Source organism: Ramlibacter sp. (assembly GCF_050250995.1).
Lineage (GTDB): Bacteria > Pseudomonadota > Gammaproteobacteria > Burkholderiales > Burkholderiaceae_C > Ramlibacter.
The window spans coordinates 48491-64170 of sequence record NZ_JBFWNP010000003.1 but is presented as its reverse complement, the minus strand read 5'-3'; the positions used below and the strand labels follow the sequence as shown (position 1 = coordinate 64170).

The 15680-nt window shown below is 66.7% G+C and carries 15 protein-coding genes and 1 pseudogene; 7 read left to right on the top strand and 9 right to left on the bottom strand.

Translation table 11 applies throughout. The annotated features are described in order from the left end of the window. The first annotated feature begins 173 nt into the window (after positions 1–173). Positions 174–1112 (top strand): site-specific integrase, encoded by a 939-nt coding sequence (locus AB7E83_RS03930; RefSeq protein ID WP_428565583.1) that lies wholly within the window; start codon positions 174–176, stop codon positions 1110–1112. Between the two features lie 472 nt (positions 1113–1584). Here the strand turns inward: AB7E83_RS03930 and AB7E83_RS03925 are convergent, their stop codons facing one another. Both AB7E83_RS03925 and cadR read right to left on the bottom strand, forming a co-directional pair. Further along, positions 1585–2223 carry a thiol:disulfide interchange protein DsbA/DsbL gene (locus AB7E83_RS03925; RefSeq protein ID WP_295637335.1) on the bottom strand — a complete coding sequence of 213 codons (639 nt, stop codon included), beginning with the start codon at positions 2221–2223 and terminating at the stop codon, positions 1585–1587. 430 nt (positions 2224–2653) lie between these two features. Next, positions 2654–3154: a Cd(II)/Pb(II)-responsive transcriptional regulator gene (gene cadR, locus AB7E83_RS03920; protein WP_295637331.1), complete on the bottom strand. Its 501-nt coding sequence runs from the start codon at positions 3152–3154 to the stop codon at positions 2654–2656. 132 nt (positions 3155–3286) lie between these two features. On the opposite strand from cadR, the gene AB7E83_RS03915 reads away from it, so the two are divergent. The 6 genes from AB7E83_RS03915 to AB7E83_RS03890 all read left to right on the top strand — a co-directional run bounded on the left by AB7E83_RS03915 (position 3287) and on the right by AB7E83_RS03890 (position 9036). Further along, entirely contained in the window at positions 3287–3517 is a 231-nt protein-coding gene (locus AB7E83_RS03915; protein ID WP_295637328.1) for a hypothetical protein, read from the top strand. A 320-nt stretch (positions 3518–3837) separates the two neighbouring features. Beyond that, a complete protein-coding gene (locus AB7E83_RS03910) occupies positions 3838–4404 on the top strand; it encodes a TRAP transporter small permease subunit (protein ID WP_295637304.1) in 567 nt (188 codons plus the stop codon). 16 nt (positions 4405–4420) lie between these two features. Beyond that, the gene (locus AB7E83_RS03905; RefSeq protein WP_428565580.1) at positions 4421–5785 is read left to right on the top strand and encodes a TRAP transporter large permease; all 1365 of its coding nucleotides are present in this window, start codon (positions 4421–4423) and stop codon (positions 5783–5785) included. Positions 5786–5792: 7 nt separating this feature from the next. Next, positions 5793–6368 (top strand): TlpA family protein disulfide reductase, encoded by a 576-nt coding sequence (locus AB7E83_RS03900; RefSeq protein WP_295637296.1) that lies wholly within the window; start codon positions 5793–5795, stop codon positions 6366–6368. After that, positions 6365–8515, top strand: a complete 2151-nt coding sequence (locus AB7E83_RS03895; RefSeq protein WP_428565577.1) for a protein-disulfide reductase DsbD family protein — start codon at positions 6365–6367, stop codon at positions 8513–8515. Before AB7E83_RS03900 ends, AB7E83_RS03895 begins: the two co-directional genes overlap by 4 nt. Next, positions 8512–9036 (top strand): DsbE family thiol:disulfide interchange protein, encoded by a 525-nt coding sequence (locus tag AB7E83_RS03890; RefSeq protein ID WP_295637290.1) that lies wholly within the window; start codon positions 8512–8514, stop codon positions 9034–9036. Before AB7E83_RS03895 ends, AB7E83_RS03890 begins: the two co-directional genes overlap by 4 nt. A 129-nt stretch (positions 9037–9165) precedes the next feature. Here AB7E83_RS03890 and AB7E83_RS03885 read toward each other — a convergent pair whose 3' ends face one another. The 7 genes and pseudogenes from AB7E83_RS03885 to AB7E83_RS03855 form a co-directional block, all read right to left on the bottom strand. Beyond that, on the bottom strand, positions 9166–9672 hold the full coding sequence (locus tag AB7E83_RS03885) for a TlpA family protein disulfide reductase (RefSeq protein WP_428565575.1): 507 nt from the start codon (positions 9670–9672) through the stop codon (positions 9166–9168). A gap of 138 nt (positions 9673–9810) precedes the next feature. Continuing rightward, positions 9811–10656: an undecaprenyl-diphosphate phosphatase gene (locus AB7E83_RS03880; protein WP_295637285.1), complete on the bottom strand. Its 846-nt coding sequence runs from the start codon at positions 10654–10656 to the stop codon at positions 9811–9813. 18 nt (positions 10657–10674) lie between these two features. Beyond that, positions 10675–11457 carry a helix-turn-helix transcriptional regulator gene (locus tag AB7E83_RS03875; protein ID WP_295637281.1) on the bottom strand — a complete coding sequence of 261 codons (783 nt, stop codon included), beginning with the start codon at positions 11455–11457 and terminating at the stop codon, positions 10675–10677. Beyond that, on the bottom strand, positions 11450–11944 hold the full coding sequence (lspA, locus tag AB7E83_RS03870; RefSeq protein WP_428565572.1) for a signal peptidase II: 495 nt from the start codon (positions 11942–11944) through the stop codon (positions 11450–11452). The genes AB7E83_RS03875 and lspA overlap by 8 nt, the downstream gene beginning before the upstream one ends. Continuing rightward, positions 11934–14600: a heavy metal translocating P-type ATPase gene (locus tag AB7E83_RS03865; RefSeq protein ID WP_428566147.1), complete on the bottom strand. Its 2667-nt coding sequence runs from the start codon at positions 14598–14600 to the stop codon at positions 11934–11936. Before AB7E83_RS03865 ends, lspA begins: the two co-directional genes overlap by 11 nt. Before the next feature lie 138 nt (positions 14601–14738). Beyond that, a pseudogene (locus AB7E83_RS03860) lies at positions 14739–14951 on the bottom strand (heavy-metal-associated domain-containing protein); the annotation flags it as partial. 85 nt (positions 14952–15036) lie between these two features. Then, positions 15037–15657: a cation transporter gene (locus AB7E83_RS03855; protein WP_295637270.1), complete on the bottom strand. Its 621-nt coding sequence runs from the start codon at positions 15655–15657 to the stop codon at positions 15037–15039. Positions 15658–15680: the final 23 nt, after the last annotated feature.

Genomic DNA, 15680 nt, shown 5'->3' with positions numbered 1-15680 from the left:
GGGTTGCACCCGGTAACTAAACCGCTAATTGCTTGCCCTGGAGATTGACGGACAGCGGTCGCCGTTGAATGAGCCAGTGCCGATACCTCTGGCCGGGCCGCGTGGTTTTGGCTGTCCGCGCAGGGATCTCTTGGGAACGATGGACATGTTCGACAGCAGTCGGAGGGCATGCCATGGAAGACGATGAACCAGGTTCCACGGGGGCCGCCGCGACACCGGCGGTGGCCATGCTGCGTGCGGTGATCGACGGCCGCACCTACGAATCGGTGGCCGCGGACTTCGGCATCACGCGCACCGCCGTGGAGCGGCGAGTCAAGGCGGTGGCAATTCGCCTGTGCAGGGAGGTGGGCATCGAAGGCATGAACGACGGTGCCACCGCTTTCGTGCGGCGCCTGCGCGAGCGGCGCGAGGCCATCCTGCACGCCCTGGAACGTTTCGAGCCGGCGGCCGGCCACGCTCCGAAAGGGGATCGGGTCGTGAGCGCGGACGAGATTGCCCGGGCGGTGTTGCGCATCCGTGGCCGCAGCGCCCAGCCCGCGCGCGACGTGGCCTTGTTCTATACGCTGTTCGTCACCGGCGCGCGCCCGTTGGAGATCGTGCGGCTGCGCGTGCGTGACTACCTGCAGGCCGGTGGTGAGGTGCGCCGAGAGTCGGAACTGCCGGCGAGCGCCAGCATTTCCGGGAAGTCAAGACCGCTCTACTTCGCCAGCCGGAAGTTGGACGACGCACTGGACGCCTACCTCGCGGAACGAGTGGCTCGGGGCCATGGCATCGCTGACGGCGGCGCCTACCGAGGTCTCGATCCGGGCGGCCCCTTGTTCCTGAGTGCAACGGGCGAGGGCTTCCGCATCACGCAGTACGGCGCCGAGGGTCGGCGGCGCTGCCTGTGCCGCCCGATCCTCGAGACCTACCGCAAGCTGTTCCGCTACGCGGAGCTGGAGTGGGCGACACCGCTGTCGATCCGCCGCACGGTGGTGGCGCGCCTGTACGACCGCGGCGCCGACGAGGAGCAGGTCGGCTTGGTGCTGGGCATCAGCGAACGCAGCGCGGTGCGCGAGCAGTTTCCGCGCGCCCGACCCACCATGGCGAGCCTTGTGCAGGAACTGGTCTGAGCGCCGCGCGCCTCCGCTTATCGGCGGTTGGACGGGTTGCGGCCGACGTACACGACGAAGGCCTTGCTGACGAGCTGACGAAGCCAACCGGAGCGATCTGACGGACATCGACGGGACCCCTGTCGAGCCCGTCGAAGGTCCACAAGATGCTACTTAGGGAGGGCTGAGATAGCGGCCGTCAATCTGGCGCTAGTGAGGATCCGAAGTTGTGTGTTCCGTGGTGACGACGCTGCGGCCAGCTGACTCGTTCCACGGCAAGTGGGCTTGAGCGACGGCGGCCCAGATGCCGACGACGATGGCGGCGGTCGCTCGTAGAAGGGATATGACATAGATGGAACCAGTTCGTCTCACGCGTTCCTGTGATGCTCTCGACCGCTCCCGCTCCCGCTCCGGATCAAGCCGATCAGCGCGCGCTCCTCATTCGGGGCTGTCGCGCCTTGCCCTTGACCGAGGTCGCCGCTGACAACGCGCTCTAAGCGCTCTGCTTCGCAAGACCGATGAGGTGTTCGGCAACGGCCAACGACTTTTCATTGGAACCGGCCATCAAGCCGGAAGTGAGCCATCGGCCATTGACACCGATCGACGGCGTTCCTTGGAACTTGTACCCCGTAGCCAGCAAGGTGGCCTCCTTTGCCTTGGTGGCAGCCGAGAAGGAGTTCAGCGCGCCTACCAAGACTGCAGGGTCGACTCCATTCTTGGCTCCGAAGTCGGCGACATCTTCGGGCGTCTGAAAGCGCCGGCGCTCGAGATGCATGGCGGTGAACACCTTGCCGTGCAGTTGCTGCACTAGGCCGAGCGTTTCGATAGCGAAGAACAGCTTCTGGTGCATCACCATGGGGCCTTCCCGGAACGCCACTGGGATGCGTCGGAACCGCACGTCGGCAGGCAACTTCTTCTGCCAAGCGTCGATCGTCGGCTCGAATGCATGGCAGTGTTCGCAGCCGTAGGCGAAGAACTCGAGCACCTCGACCTGCTTAGGGTCAAGAGTGGGTTGGCGCGGCAACACGGCAACGTAGTGCTTGCGTTCGACCGGCCGCTCCCGCGCGGCAGCAAGTGCAGGCGGGGCGGCAAGCGAAACGGCAGTGATTTTGGAGAACTGGCGGCGGTCCATGGTGAACGCTGGAGGTGATGGTCACCTCGAATTCTTGGGCATGAAGTTGCTACAGAGTCAAGCGCCGGCCAAGTGCGGTGTGACTGCGGGAGTGAGCTCAGTACGGCGCCGACTGTCGCCGGCGTTTTGCGACGCAATCCTCGAGACCTACTGCAAGCTGTTTCGCTAAGCCGAGCTCGAGTGGGCGACACCGCCGTCGATCCGCCGATCCGCCGCACGGTGGTCGCTTGCATCTACGACGCGGCGCCGACGAGGAACAGGTCGGCCCGATGCTCGGCATCAGCCAGTGCGGTGCGTGAGCAGGTTCCGCGTGCCAAGCCGAGCATGGCAAGCCTGGTGAACGAACTGGGCTACGGAGCGGCACTCGAGTCCGCGCGGCCGCAAGTCAGCACGACTGGCCGTGGCAGTTGGCGGGGCAACGCACTTCGATTCAAGGTGAGGTGACGAGTCGCCCACGAGGCCGCTTCTCTCGGGCCGAGCTGGGCGGCCGGGACGATCCATGCGATGCTTGGCGCTCCGTGGGTTGGAGTGCGGTCGTGACGGTCTTCGCGAGGCCTTCGAGAATCCCGCAGTCTTTCGCCTGTCGGGAGAGGCCGCACTGGCCGCGGAGTTGCTTGAGGCCGTGCTCCAGTGCCTTCAGCTCCCGGACGCGGTAAGCGACGTGCGCGATGTGCGCTTCAAGCAATCCATTGACGTCGTCGCAGTCCGCTTGTGGTGCGTCTTTGAAGCGCAGCAGCACGCGGATCTCGTCCAGCGTCATGTCCAGGGACCTGCATTGCCGGATGAATGCCAGACGCTCGAGATGCTCGGGCGCGTAGACGCGGTAGTTTCCTGAGGACCGTGCCGGGGACGGCAACAGTTCCTCCCGCTCGTAGAAGCGGATGGTCTCCACGCCGGTCGCCGTCGCTTGAGCCAGTTCGCCGATCTTCATGCTTGCTCCTCAGCCATTTCGGTGTTGACTCTAAACCCATTGCAGGGTTTCCAATACTGAAGGGGATTGGCGGGCGCGTAAGGCGCGGTTGCGAGGAGATATCGGATATCGCGCCCGCGAGGGGGTCACACCATGAAGCTGGGCACGCCACAACCGTGGCTCACCATGATGATGCTCTGCATCTGGGTGGCGATCGTGCTCGCCGGCGTTGTCGCATACCGGCTGTTCCGCTGGTGGCGCAAGCAGCATCCGCTGCCGAAGCCCCCGCCGGAACGCTCGTACAGCGAGTCGCTTCAGCAACGACTGGCCGCTGCGCGCCGCGCAGGCGACGCGACGTCGCGCAGACGCAGCCGGAGGCCATGATGGCGCTGAAGAAGACGCTCGCGCTGTCCCGGCTGACCGTCTGGGCGCCGGCACCATCATTGGTGGTGCCATCCATTCTGTCATCGGGCCCGCGCTGAGGCCAAGGCAGGTGCGAGGCAGGCGGTCATCTCCGCGGTCTCTGCCGTTTTGTACTCGGAGCTGGCCTCGGCGCCGCCCAGCACTGGCCGCAGAGCACAAACTCGTGCGCGCCTTGTTCGTGAGCCGTTTCGGTGTTGACTCTAAACCCACTGCAGGGTTTCCAATGCGGGGATGAGCAGATTGATCCGACCTAGTCCCGGACACGATGGCTTTGATGCCTCATGAGGCACTGGCTGGTTGCGGCCGGTTGGATCGATCGCACGACGCGCCTGGTCGCGTCCGCGGTGGCTTGGGGGCTGCTCATCAACGCGTTGCTCATCGCGGGCAACGCCATCATGCGCAAGCTCTTCGCCATCGGCTGGCCCGTGCTGTTCGATCTGCAATGGCACTTCTTCGCGGCGGCGGTGATGTTGATGGCTGCGTACACGCTGCAGGTCGACCAGCACGTCCGAGTGGACGTGCTGTCTTCTTGGCTGGGCGAGCGCCGCCGCTTGTGGGTCGACCTGATCGGCTTGCTGGGAGTCCTGCTGCCGGTCTGCGCCGTGGTCATCTGGCTAACGCTGCCGCCGGCCCTCCATGCCCTCGTTGCCAGTGAAACCCGCGCCAGCCGGGACAACCTGTCCGATCTGCCTGCCTGGGTGATCAAGGGCTTCTTCCCGGCGGGATTCCTGCTTCTGGCGCTGCAGGGTCTGGCCGAAGCGATCCGCTGTGTCGCGGCGTTGTCGGGTTTCGCCGCGCGACCGACGCGCGCGGGTCTGCTCGCGGAGGACGAAAGCCGTGTCGGCTGAGGTGCTTGCACCGGCGATGTTCGCGGCGCTCGCCGTCGCGCTGCTGCTGGGGTTTCCGGTTGCGTTCTCGGTTGCCGCGGTGGCGGCGGTCTTCGGTGTGCTGGGTATCGCAGGGGGTCACTTCCAGCCGGCCTTCCTGCTGGCCGGCACGCTGCGCATCGAAGGCTTCTTCCACAACGACAACCTGCTCGCGATCCCCTTGTTCGTCTTCATGGGGTTGTTGCTCGAGCGCACGGGGCTTGCCGCCGACATGCTGCGCGCGCTCGACGAACTGCTCGCCGCCGTGCGTGGCGGGATGGCATACACCGTGGTCCTGGTCGGCGCCAGCCTGTCGGCCCTCACGGGGTTCGTCTCGGCGGCCGTCATCGGCCTCGGGCTGATCGCGCTGCCCGCCATGCTGCGCCAAGGCTACGACGCGCGCCTGGCGACCGGCGTAGTGGCTGCGTCAGGGACGCTCGCGCAGATCCTGCCGCCGAGCCTGGTTCTGATCGTGCTCGCCGAGCAGCTCGAAGTGCCGCTGATGGACATTTTTCGTGGTGCGATGTTGCCAAGCGCCTTGCTGGTGCTGATGTACCTGCTGTACATCTTCTTCGCCGCGCGCTGGTGGCCGTCGCGAGTGCCCCCGCTGCCGAGCCGGGAACTCCTGCGCCCCATCGGTCAGCGCGGGAGGGCGGCACTGGTCGCTGCCGGCTTTCCGATCGGTCTCATTCTTCTCGTGCTCGCATCGGTGTACTTCGGCTGGGCCACGCCCAGCGAGGGCGGCGCCGTGGGCGTGACCGGTGCCTTCGTGTTGGGGCTCGTGCGTCGCAAGCTGGATCTGGCGCGGCTGCGACAAGCCATGATGGCGGCCGGCGTGCTGTGTTCGGGGTTGCTGTTCCTGCTGTTCGGCGCGTCGTTCTTCACGCTCGTTTTCCGAGGCATCGACGGCCAAGTGTGGATCGAGTCGATGTTCCAGCACCTGCCGGCGGGACAGCTCGGATTCCTCGTCTTCATCAACATCGCGATCTTCTTCATCGCGTTCTTCCTCGACTTCTTCGAGATCGCGTTCATCGTCCTGCCGCTTATCGCTCCCGTCGCTCTCAAGCTGCGCATCGACATGACCTGGCTCGCAGTGCTGCTCGCGGTGAACCTGCAGACGTCGTTCATGCACCCGCCGTTCGGCATCGCGCTCTACAACCTGCGCAGCGTGACGCCGGTGGCCGTGCCGACGTCGCAGATCTACCGGGGCGCGATTCCCTTCTTGCTCCTGCAGCTGGCCCTCGTGGCGCTGCTGATCGCCTTCCCTTCTATCGTGCTGAAGACGCCGACCGCCCCGGTGAACATTGACAACGTCGAGATCCCAATGCCGCCGAAGGACGATGGAGCCCTCGAGCGCAAGTGATGGACGCATGGCCGTGACAACCAGACGCCAACGGTGGGCCGTGCTCGCGGTTGTGGTCGCCGCGCTGGCCGCAGGCGCCGTCCTCCGCGGACTCCTAGACGGACCGGGCAGCGCCGCCATCGGCCAGAAGCGGTTCGTCTTGCACGCTCAACCGAAGCAGACGCCCCCCGTTTCGTTCGTCGACAGCAACGGTGCTCCGATGCAACTCGACCACCTCCGGGGCAAGGTGTTGCTGCTGAACATCTGGGCGACCTGGTGTGCGCCTTGCAGGGAAGAGATGCCCTCGCTCGATCGCTTGCAAGCCCGGCTCGGCGGGCCCGATTTCGAGGTGGTGGCGTTGTCCATCGACAATGACGCCAAGGGCCTTGCCCAGGTCAAGGCGTTCTATTCGCAGGTCGGCATCCGTCACCTGCGCATTTTCCAGGATCCGACCGCGAGCGCCGGCTTCAATCTCGGAACGGCCGGCGTGCCGACGACCCTGTTGATCGATCGGCAAGGTCGCGAACTCGGGCGTCTCGCCGGCGCGGCCGAGTGGGACAGCGAGGATGCGATCAAGCTTGTCCGCAGGACCATTTCTCCATGACACATCGATCTCTGCTTCACGCGATCCCCGCGATCGCCCTCGGTTTCTGCGCAACCATCGCTCAAGCTCAGCTGTTCAAAAGTGCTGCGGATACCTCGAGCGTCGTCACCACCGAGCGCACGCGCGCGGAACTGCTGGCGCACGCTCCGGATGGGCTAGGACCGGACAAGCAGGTCTGGCTGGGACTGCGGCTGACGCATCAACGCGGGTGGAAGTCGTACTGGCTTAACCCCGGCGACGCCGGCCTGCCGACGCGCCTGGAGTGGAGCCTTCCCCGCGGCGTGACGGCCGGCGAGATTCGCTGGCCGGTGCCGAGCAAGTTCCTGTTGGGCCCGCTCGTCAACTACGGCTACGCGGGCAGCGTGCTGCTTCCGGCCCCGGTGAGCTTCTCACCCGAGTTCTCGCTCGACGACTACGCGCGTTCCGACCTCGAGGTGAAGCTGAAGGCCCAATGGCTCGTGTGCAGCGATGTTTGCATACCCGAAGAGGGTGAGTTCAGTTTGCGCATCGCCGCCCGCAGCAGCCATGCATCGAACGCCGGCGCGTTCGAGGCAAGCCGGGCCGCGCAACCGCGTGAGCACACGGGCAGCAGCCGCATCGACATCGATAGCACTTCGCTCGTCGTCCGTGTCACCGGGCTGGCCGCTTCGCTCGTCGGGCAGAAGCTCGACTTCTTTCCGGAGACAGCGGGCGTCATCGATGCCTCGGCACCCTGGTCCCAGAAGTGGGACGGCGGCGACTGGACGGCGCGGGTGCCGTTGTCGCCGCAACGCCTGGAGAGTCCGCAGACCTTGCCGATCGTGCTGACCAGCCCTCAAGGCGCTTGGCGCACGGAGGCCAGGGTCTCCGGTGTCTGGCCCGCGGTGACGCCGAACGCGGGCAGCACCGCAGCACCTGCGCTTGGCGAAGCCGAGGTCGCGCCGCAGCCCGGGGGGCCGCGCCTGACCTTCGGCCTGGCGCTCCTCGGAGCGTTCCTGGGTGGGCTCATCCTCAACCTGATGCCTTGCGTGTTTCCCGTGCTCGCGATCAAGGTGTTCGGCTTCGCCCGGCATGGCCAGGATGCAACGGGACGGCGCTTTGATGGCGTGGCCTATGCGGCGGGCGTCATCTTGTCCTTCGTCGCACTCGGTGGTCTGCTCGTCGCGCTGCGCGCGGCCGGAGAGCAGGTCGGCTGGGGCTTCCAACTCCAGAGCCCGCCTACGGTAGCCGCGTTGGCAGTGCTGTTCACGATCATCGGCTTGAACCTGGCGGGCGTGGTCACCTTCGGGCGCTTGCTGCCGGCGTCATGGCTGGCGTATCAGGCCCGTCACCGGTCGGTCAACGCGTTCCTCTCCGGCGTCCTGGCCGTGGCAGTCGCGTCGCCGTGCACGGCGCCGTTCATGGGGGCGGCACTGGGCTTCGCAGTTGCCATGCCCACCCCGCAAGCTCTCGCCACTTTCGCCGCTCTGGGGTTCGGGATGGCGATGCCCTATCTAGTTGCCAGTTGGACGCCGGCGGCGGCAAGGCTGCTGCCCCGGCCAGGCGCCTGGATGGACACGTTCCAGCGGCTGCTGGCATTCCCGATGTTCGCCACCGTCGTGTGGCTGCTCTGGGTGCTGGGCAAGCAGACCGGCGTCGATGCGCTGATCGCCACCTTGGCGCTGCTGGTCGCGACGAGCCTACTGGCGTGGGCGGCAAGTCTGCGCGGCACCGCGCGCGCGAGCGTCGGGCTGCTCGCCGTGGCAGCCCTCGCATCGACGGCGACGCTGGCGTTTCGCGAGATCCAGGCAGGCGTGGTCGTTCCGCAGGTAGACGCTCAAGTCGCTGGCTGGGAAGCCTGGAACGCCGGCAAGGTCGACTCGATCCTGGCCACGGGCAGGCCGGTGTTCGTCGACTTCACGGCGGCGTGGTGCGTCACCTGCCAGTACAACAAGAAGATGACGCTTTCCGACCCGGCCGTACTGGCGTCGTTTCAGGCGCGGAACGTCGCGCTGTTGCGCGCCGACTGGACCCGGCGCGACGCGAGCATCACGGCGGCGCTGGCCAGCTTCGGCAGGACCGGCGTGCCGTTGTACGTGCTGTACTCGCCTGGCAAGCCTCCGCAGGTGCTGTCCGAGCTGCTGACCAGCGCCGAGCTGACCTCCGCCCTCTCGGGCCTGCCGCAATGAAGCGGTACCTCGTTCCGCTGTTCACTTTCGTGGTGATGGCCGGCTTCCTCGCCGTGGGTCTGCAGCGCAATCCGCGTGAGGTGCCTTCGCCGCTCGTCGACAAGCCGGCACCGGCGTTCGACCTGCCGCAGTTGCACGACCCGGCGGCGAGGCTCACGGCCGAGCAGATGAAGGGTCGGGTCTGGGTGCTCAATGTCTTCGCGTCGTGGTGCACGCCCTGCCTGGCGGAGCACCCGTATGTGACGCAGCTGGCCAGGCAGCCCGGCATCACGGTGATCGGGCTCAACTACAAGGACCGGCCGGAGGATGCCAAGGGCTGGCTGCGCAAGCACGGCGACCCCTACGCGAAGATCGCTGTCGATGCCGAAGGCCGCGTCGGCATCGACTACGGCGTCTACGGCGTGCCTGAAACCTATCTGATCGACAAGCAAGGCGTCATCCGCCACAAGCAGATCGGACCGATCACGCCGCAGACGCTGACGGAGACGATCCTGCCGACGCTGAGCAAGCTCAACCAGTGAAGTGGATCGCGCGCCGAGCGTTCATGTCCGACGTCGACGGGAGGCAGTGACAGGCTGCCGGCAGCTCCGGTCGGCCCCACTGGCGAAGACGCAGCGAGGACCGCACGACGCGCGTTCATTAGCCGCTGCCTATCTGCGAGCAACACCAAGGGCCGCCCGAATCTCCTTTTCGATCTTTTCACGATCGTCCTGGCGAAAGCCAACGTGAACGGCGCGGACCTTGCCGTCGGTCCCGATCAGGTAGGACGTTGGCATGCCCTTCGGCTGGTACGACTGCGCGACCTTGTTTTCCGGGTCGTATGCGATGAGGAACTTGGCGGGCGTCGACCTCAGGAACCTGTCGGCATCCTCGCGTTTGCGGTCGAGCGAAATCGCGACGATCGTCAAGCCCGACGAACGGTACTTGGCATGCATTTCGTTCATGAACGGGAACGACAACTTGCACGGTACGCACCATGAGGCCCAAAAGTCGACGTACACGACTTGACCCTTCAGGTCGGCCAGACGGACCGGCTTGTCGTCGGTGGGCAGCTCGAAGGCGGGCGCGCTGCTTCCGACTTCCTGCGCCCCGGCGCCGGACGCAGCCATCAGCGCACAGAAACCAAGTGCAACTACAAACGTACGCGTCACTGACATTCGGCCTCCTGGCGGCGAAAGAGTTTGTTGGTAAAGCGTTCTGCCCTGCGTGCCGGACGCACAACATGCGCTGCGCGACGGCCCGCTGCTGCGAGCAACACCATGCCCGTCTGGAACTCGTGCTGGCAAGCGTCCACATCAGGCAGGCCAGGACATCCAGCCGGTGCCCGAGCTCAGCAGGATCAGCGCACCGAAGGCAATCCGGTACCAGCCGAAGGGGCTGAAGTCGTGCGTCGAGACATAACGGATGAGCCAGCGGATGCACGTGAGCGCACTGACAAAGGCCACCACGGTACCCGTGGCGAACAGCGGCGCGTCCTCGATCCTCAGCGCGCCGCGGTGCTGCCATGTCGAGTAGGCAGCCGCCGCGAACAGGGTGGGGATGCCGAGGTAGAAGCTGAACTCGGTGGCCACGTGCCTCGGCAGCCCGAGCATCATCGAACCGATGATCGTCGCTCCCGATCGGCTGGTGCCCGGAACCAGTGCCGCACATTGGACTAGACCGATGCGCAGCGCGTCTTTCGGAGTCAGATCGTCCACCGTGCCGATATCCGGGCGGCGACAGGTGCCCGGAGAACGCTTTCGCTGCGAACGCTCGACCAGCAGGATCACCACGCCTCCGAGCAGGAACGCGACGGCGACTGTGGTGGGGTTGAACAGGTGGGCCTTGATGAACGAACCGGACAGCAGACCGAGCATCGCCGCGGGCACGAAGGCCACCAACAAGTTCAGCGCGAACCGTTGACGCGCCGGATCGGAGGTGAGGCCGAGAACTGTGGCCGCCAACGGCGTCCGGTAGTGCCAGACGACCGCGAGCATGGCGCCGGCCTGAATCGTGATCTCGAACACCTGCGCGGCATGGTGATCAAAGCGCAGCAACGACGACGCGAGGATCAGATGACCGGTCGAAGAGATTGGAAGGAACTCGGTCAGACCTTCCACGATGCCGAGCACGATCGCCTTGGCCAACAGCATCACATCCATGTTCAGTTCGAGCGATGCTCAGGAGGTTTCGACAAGTGCCAGCCCGTGCGGCGTGAGCGGCGGCGTGACGTGGTCCGCGCAAACGATGCGTGCCCCGCGCAATGGCGCCGGGCGCACGCCAAACGTGGCGACGAAGGTGCGTGTCAGATGGGCGCTGTCGGCGAAGCCGGCCAAGTGCGCTGCTTCGGTGAGTGTTGACCCATCGGAGAGGGTGCGCACGGCACGTTGCAGGCGCAGCCAACGTATGTAGGCGCGAAACGTGAGGCCGGAAGCTTCGGCGAACCAGTGCATGAAACGCGAGGACGACAGGCCCACCGCTTCGGCTGCGTCCTCGACGCGCACTGACGTGTCGAGCGCCTGCTCGAGCCAAGCGAGGATGGTCGCCCAGCGCGGATCGTCGTCGGTGCGAGAGTCCGGCGGCTGGTGCACGCCGGCCAAGTCCTCGCCTTCCAACCAGCGGTCAAGCGCGTCTTCCAGGACGTCGACCTGCAGGGCGGTCAGCGACGCCGCGCCTGCGGGGAGGCTCCGGGCAGGCTCGTGCCCCAGCACGGTCGGATCGAGGAACACCATGCGCAAGGGCTGGGCGGCCACGAGCCGATGCGGTACGGAGGCGGGCAGGAAGTGCCCCGGGGCGTCCAGCACACCCCACGCGCCTTCCAGCCTCAAGGTGCCGTGCGAACACCATGCCAGCTGCGTCGCCCGGTGCCGGTGCAGCCGGCCGGGCTCCACCGGGCCGGCGTAGACGGCCCAACCTCGGCCCATGACCAACAACGGCCGGCTGGATGCGTCGAGTTCATCCATTCGCTTCGCGCAGCCGCTTCCTGCCGAAGACCTCGTGGACCACGATCAACACCGCGCCGATGCTGATGCCGACGTCCGCAATGTTGAACGCCGGCCAGTGATGCGGACCCCAGTGCACGTCGATCCAATCCACCACGGCGCCGCGCACGAGGCGGTCGACCATGTTCGCCAAAGCGCCGCCAAGGATGAGTCCGAAGCTCGTCCGCTCCATCATCGACATCCCGGGGCGCCGGATCATGACGACCAGGAAGACCGACGCAGCCAGGGCGATCGCGATGAAGAAGTAGCGCTGCCAGCCGCCCGCATCGTGCAGGAAGCTGAACGCCGCGCCGCGGTTGAGCACGTGCACGATGTTGAGAATCGGCAGCCACTCGTGAGCCGTGCCGTACTCGACCCACGCGACGATCGCGGCCTTCGTCGCCACGTCGGCTGCCAGAACCAGGCCCGCCAGCGCGAAGCCCAGGCGCACGCCGCGCTCAGTCGGCATGACGGCCATCGGTGGGTGCCGTACGGCCCAGCAGGCGCAGCCCGTTGAAGACGACGACCAGACTCGCGCCCATGTCCGCGAGGATGGCCAGCCACAGGCTCGCATGGCCCGTGAACGCGAGCACCATGAACAATGCCTTGGTGCCGATGGCGAACGCGATGTTGGCCTTCAGGATGCCGCCGACCCGGCGCGACAGCGTGATGAACTCGGGCAGCTTGCGCAGGTCGTCCTGCATCAGCGCCACGTCGGCAGTCTCGATCGCGGTGTCGGTGCCGGCAGCGCCCATGGCGAACCCGATGTTCGACTTCGCCAGCGCCGGTGCGTCGTTGACGCCGTCGCCGACCATGCCCACGGCGCCCCGGGCCGCCAGCTTCTCGATGGCGTCCAGCTTGTCGTGCGGCAGCAGGTCACCGCGCGCGTCCGTGATGCCGACCTGCGCCGCCACGGCCTGCGCCGTCTTGCTGTTGTCGCCGGTCAGCATCACCGGCTCGACGCCGAGACGCTTCAGCTCGGCCACCGCCAGCTTGCTGCTGTCGCGCACCGTGTCGGCCACCGCCAGCACGGCCAGCGCCTGCTGGCCCGTGGCAAGGACCACGGCGGTCTTGGCCTGCGCTTCGAACTGCTCCAGCAGCGCGCGCACCGGCTCGCTCGCAACGCCCAGTTCGGTAGCCAGCCGCTGGTTTCCGATGTAGTAGGTCTGGCCGTCGATGTCGCCCTTGACGCCACGCCCGGCCAAGGCTTCGAAGCGCTGCACGGTGGCGTGCGGCCGGTCGCCGTAGCCGTTGACGATGGCGGTCGCAACCGGGTGCTCCGACAATGCGTCGAGGCTCGCTGCGACCCGCAGAACCTCTTCGCGTGACATCGAGGCCACGGGCACCGTCTCGGTCAGTGCCGGTCGGCCGTGTGTCAATGTGCCGGTCTTGTCCAGCGCCACCGCGCGCAGCATGCGCCCCTGTTCCAGGTACAGGCCACCCTTGACGAGGATGCCGCGCCGTGCCGCTGCGGCCAGGCCGCTGACCACGGTGACCGGCGTCGAGATCACCAGCGCGCAGGGGCACGCGATCACCAGCATCACCAGCGCCTTGTAGACCCAATCGAACCAGGCGCCGCCGAAGAACAGCGGCGGGATCACGGCGATGCCGATCGCCAGCGCGAAGACGACGGGTGTGTAGACGCTGGCGAAGCGGTCCACGAAGCGCTGCGTCGGCGCGCGCTGGCCCTGCGCGTCCTGCACCGAGCGGGCGATGCGGTCAAGCGTGGTCTCGCCCTTGCGCGAGCGCACTTCGAACTCGAGCGTGCCGCGCTCGTTGATCGTGCCGGCAAAGACCGTGTCGCCCGGGTTCTTCTCCACCGGCATGCTTTCGCCGGTGATGGGCGCCTGGTTGACCGCCGAGGCACCGGAGACGACCACGCCGTCGAGCGCGATGCGTTCGCCGGGCCGCACGCGGACCAGGGCGCCGAGCGGCACTGTCTCCGCCTTGACCTCGTCCCAGCGTCCGTCGGCCTGTTTCACGAGTGCCGTTTCCGGCGCCAGGTCCATCAGCTTGCGGATCGCGTTGCGGGCGCGGTCCAGGCTCAGCGCCTCGATCATTTCGGCGATGCCGAACAGCCAGATCACCACCGCGGCCTCCGGCCATTGGCCGATCAGCGCGGCGCCGATGACGGCGACCGTCATCAGCAGGTTCATGTTGAGCGACCGCGTGCGCAGCGCGATCCAGCCCTTCTTTAGCGTCTCGATCCCGCCCAGAGCGATGGCCGCGAGCGAGGCGCCCACCACCGGCAGCGACGATTCGCCCATGCCGGAGAACGCCATCACTTCGGCTCCGATCGCCAGCACGCCCGCGGCCGCCATGCGCAGCCACTGGCTCTTCGAGATGCCGCTACCGAACTCGCGGGTCACCGCCGGCACGGGCTGGCTGCTGTCCCGCAGGACCGGCGCCATGCCAAGGCGCTCGATCGCCGCGGTGATCGGCGACACGTCGTGCAGCGAGTGGCTGACGGTCAGCGTGCGGCTCATCAGGTCGAACTGCAGCGCTGCGACGCCGGGCAGGCCCTCGAGGGCCTTGCGCAGCAGCGCCTCCTCCGTGGGGCAGTCCATCTTCTCGATCAGGTAGGTCGCCTGTCCCTGGGGGCTCGCCCCGGCCTCGCGCTCAACGGTAGCTTTCATGCCGATCTCGCGCAGCGCATCGAGCACGGGTGCCGGATCGCCCAGGCGGTGCTGCACGGCCAGGCGGCGGTTCATCAGGTCGAAGTCGAGTCGGTCGATCGCGTCGACCTTGCCCAGGCGCTTGCGGATCAGCGCTTCCTCCGTCGGGCAGTCCATGTTCGTAATCAGGAACTGTGTGGTGTTGCCGCTCTCCGCCTGCGCCAGCGATATCTCGGGCTTGCCGCAGGGGCCGCAGCTGGCGTCCGCGTCGGGTCTCGCGGGTGGTGCCGCCTTCATCGCGTCGCCAAGGTGCGCCGGCATCCCGATCGCCTGCAACTCCTGCAGGATCGGATCAACTGACGGCAAGGTGTGCACGACCGACAGCCGGTGCGCGCGCAGGTCGAATGCCAGCGAGTTCACCCCGTCCAGCGGCTCGAGACGGGCACGGATGGCCGCCTCTTCGTTGCGGCAGTCCATGTCGGGGATGGTGAAGACGTCGGTCGACGGCACGCTCTTGCTGCCGCTACAGGCCGAAGAACACGCGGATCCGCATGCGGCGCCGTCCGCGCCTGGGCCGTCAGCTTCCAACGACGCAGACATGCCGATCTCGGTCAAGGCTTGAAGCAGCGGTTGGGGATCGGGCAACTGGTGTTCGACCAGGAGTCGCCGAGCGGGCAGGTCGAACGAGAGCGACCCGACCTGGGAAACTTGGGACAACCGGGACCGGATCGCCGCTTCCTCGTTGCGGCAGTCCATGTTGGCGATGCGGAAGGCCGACCTTTGCAAAGTCAGCGGGGACGTGGGATCGCGATCGTCGGCGCGTGGTGGCGCACCTGTGTCATGAGGGTGGTTGGTTTGCACGTTTCACCTTTGCTATACGCCGATTTGACGGCCTGTAGTGGGTACGGGGTCAAGCGCGACTCAGGTTGCCGGGTCCGTGCGAGGGTCAGGTCGTTTCGGAGTTCGCCTTTTCCGCGGCCTCGCGGGCCTCGGCCAGGATCTCTCGGCCGCCGTTGCCGGCGATGCCGGCCACCATCAGGCCGAGGACGAGGTCCGGCAGGTTCGAGCCCCACCACATCACGAGCGCGCCCGATAGCACGATCGCCAGGTTCACGATCGAATCGTTGTTGGTAAAGATGGCAGATGCCTTGAAGTTCACGTCTTCCGCGCGGTGACGCTTGAGCAGGCGCAGGCAGACTATGTTCAGCGCGGCGTTGATGGCAGCCATGGCCATCATGGCGGGGCCCACCGGCGCTTCGCCGCCAAAAAAGCGGCGCAGCACCTCCACTGCCAGCATCGCTGCCAGCCCGATGAGGAGCCATCCTGACAGGCGGGCGGCCCGCACCTTGATCGACGCCGCGCGGCCGACCGCGTAGAGGCTGACCCCGTAGACCGACGCGTCAGCCAGGTTGTCGAGCGCGGCGCCGATCACTGCGGTGGACGCCGCCCAGAGGCCCACAACCGCGCCAACCAGGCATTGGCCGACATTGATCAGCAGCACCAGCCACAGGATGCGGCGATCAGCGGCCTGGCTGGCGTCGAGGTCGTGTGTTTCGTCGTCGCTCATTCGGTTCCCTCAATCGCCTGCAG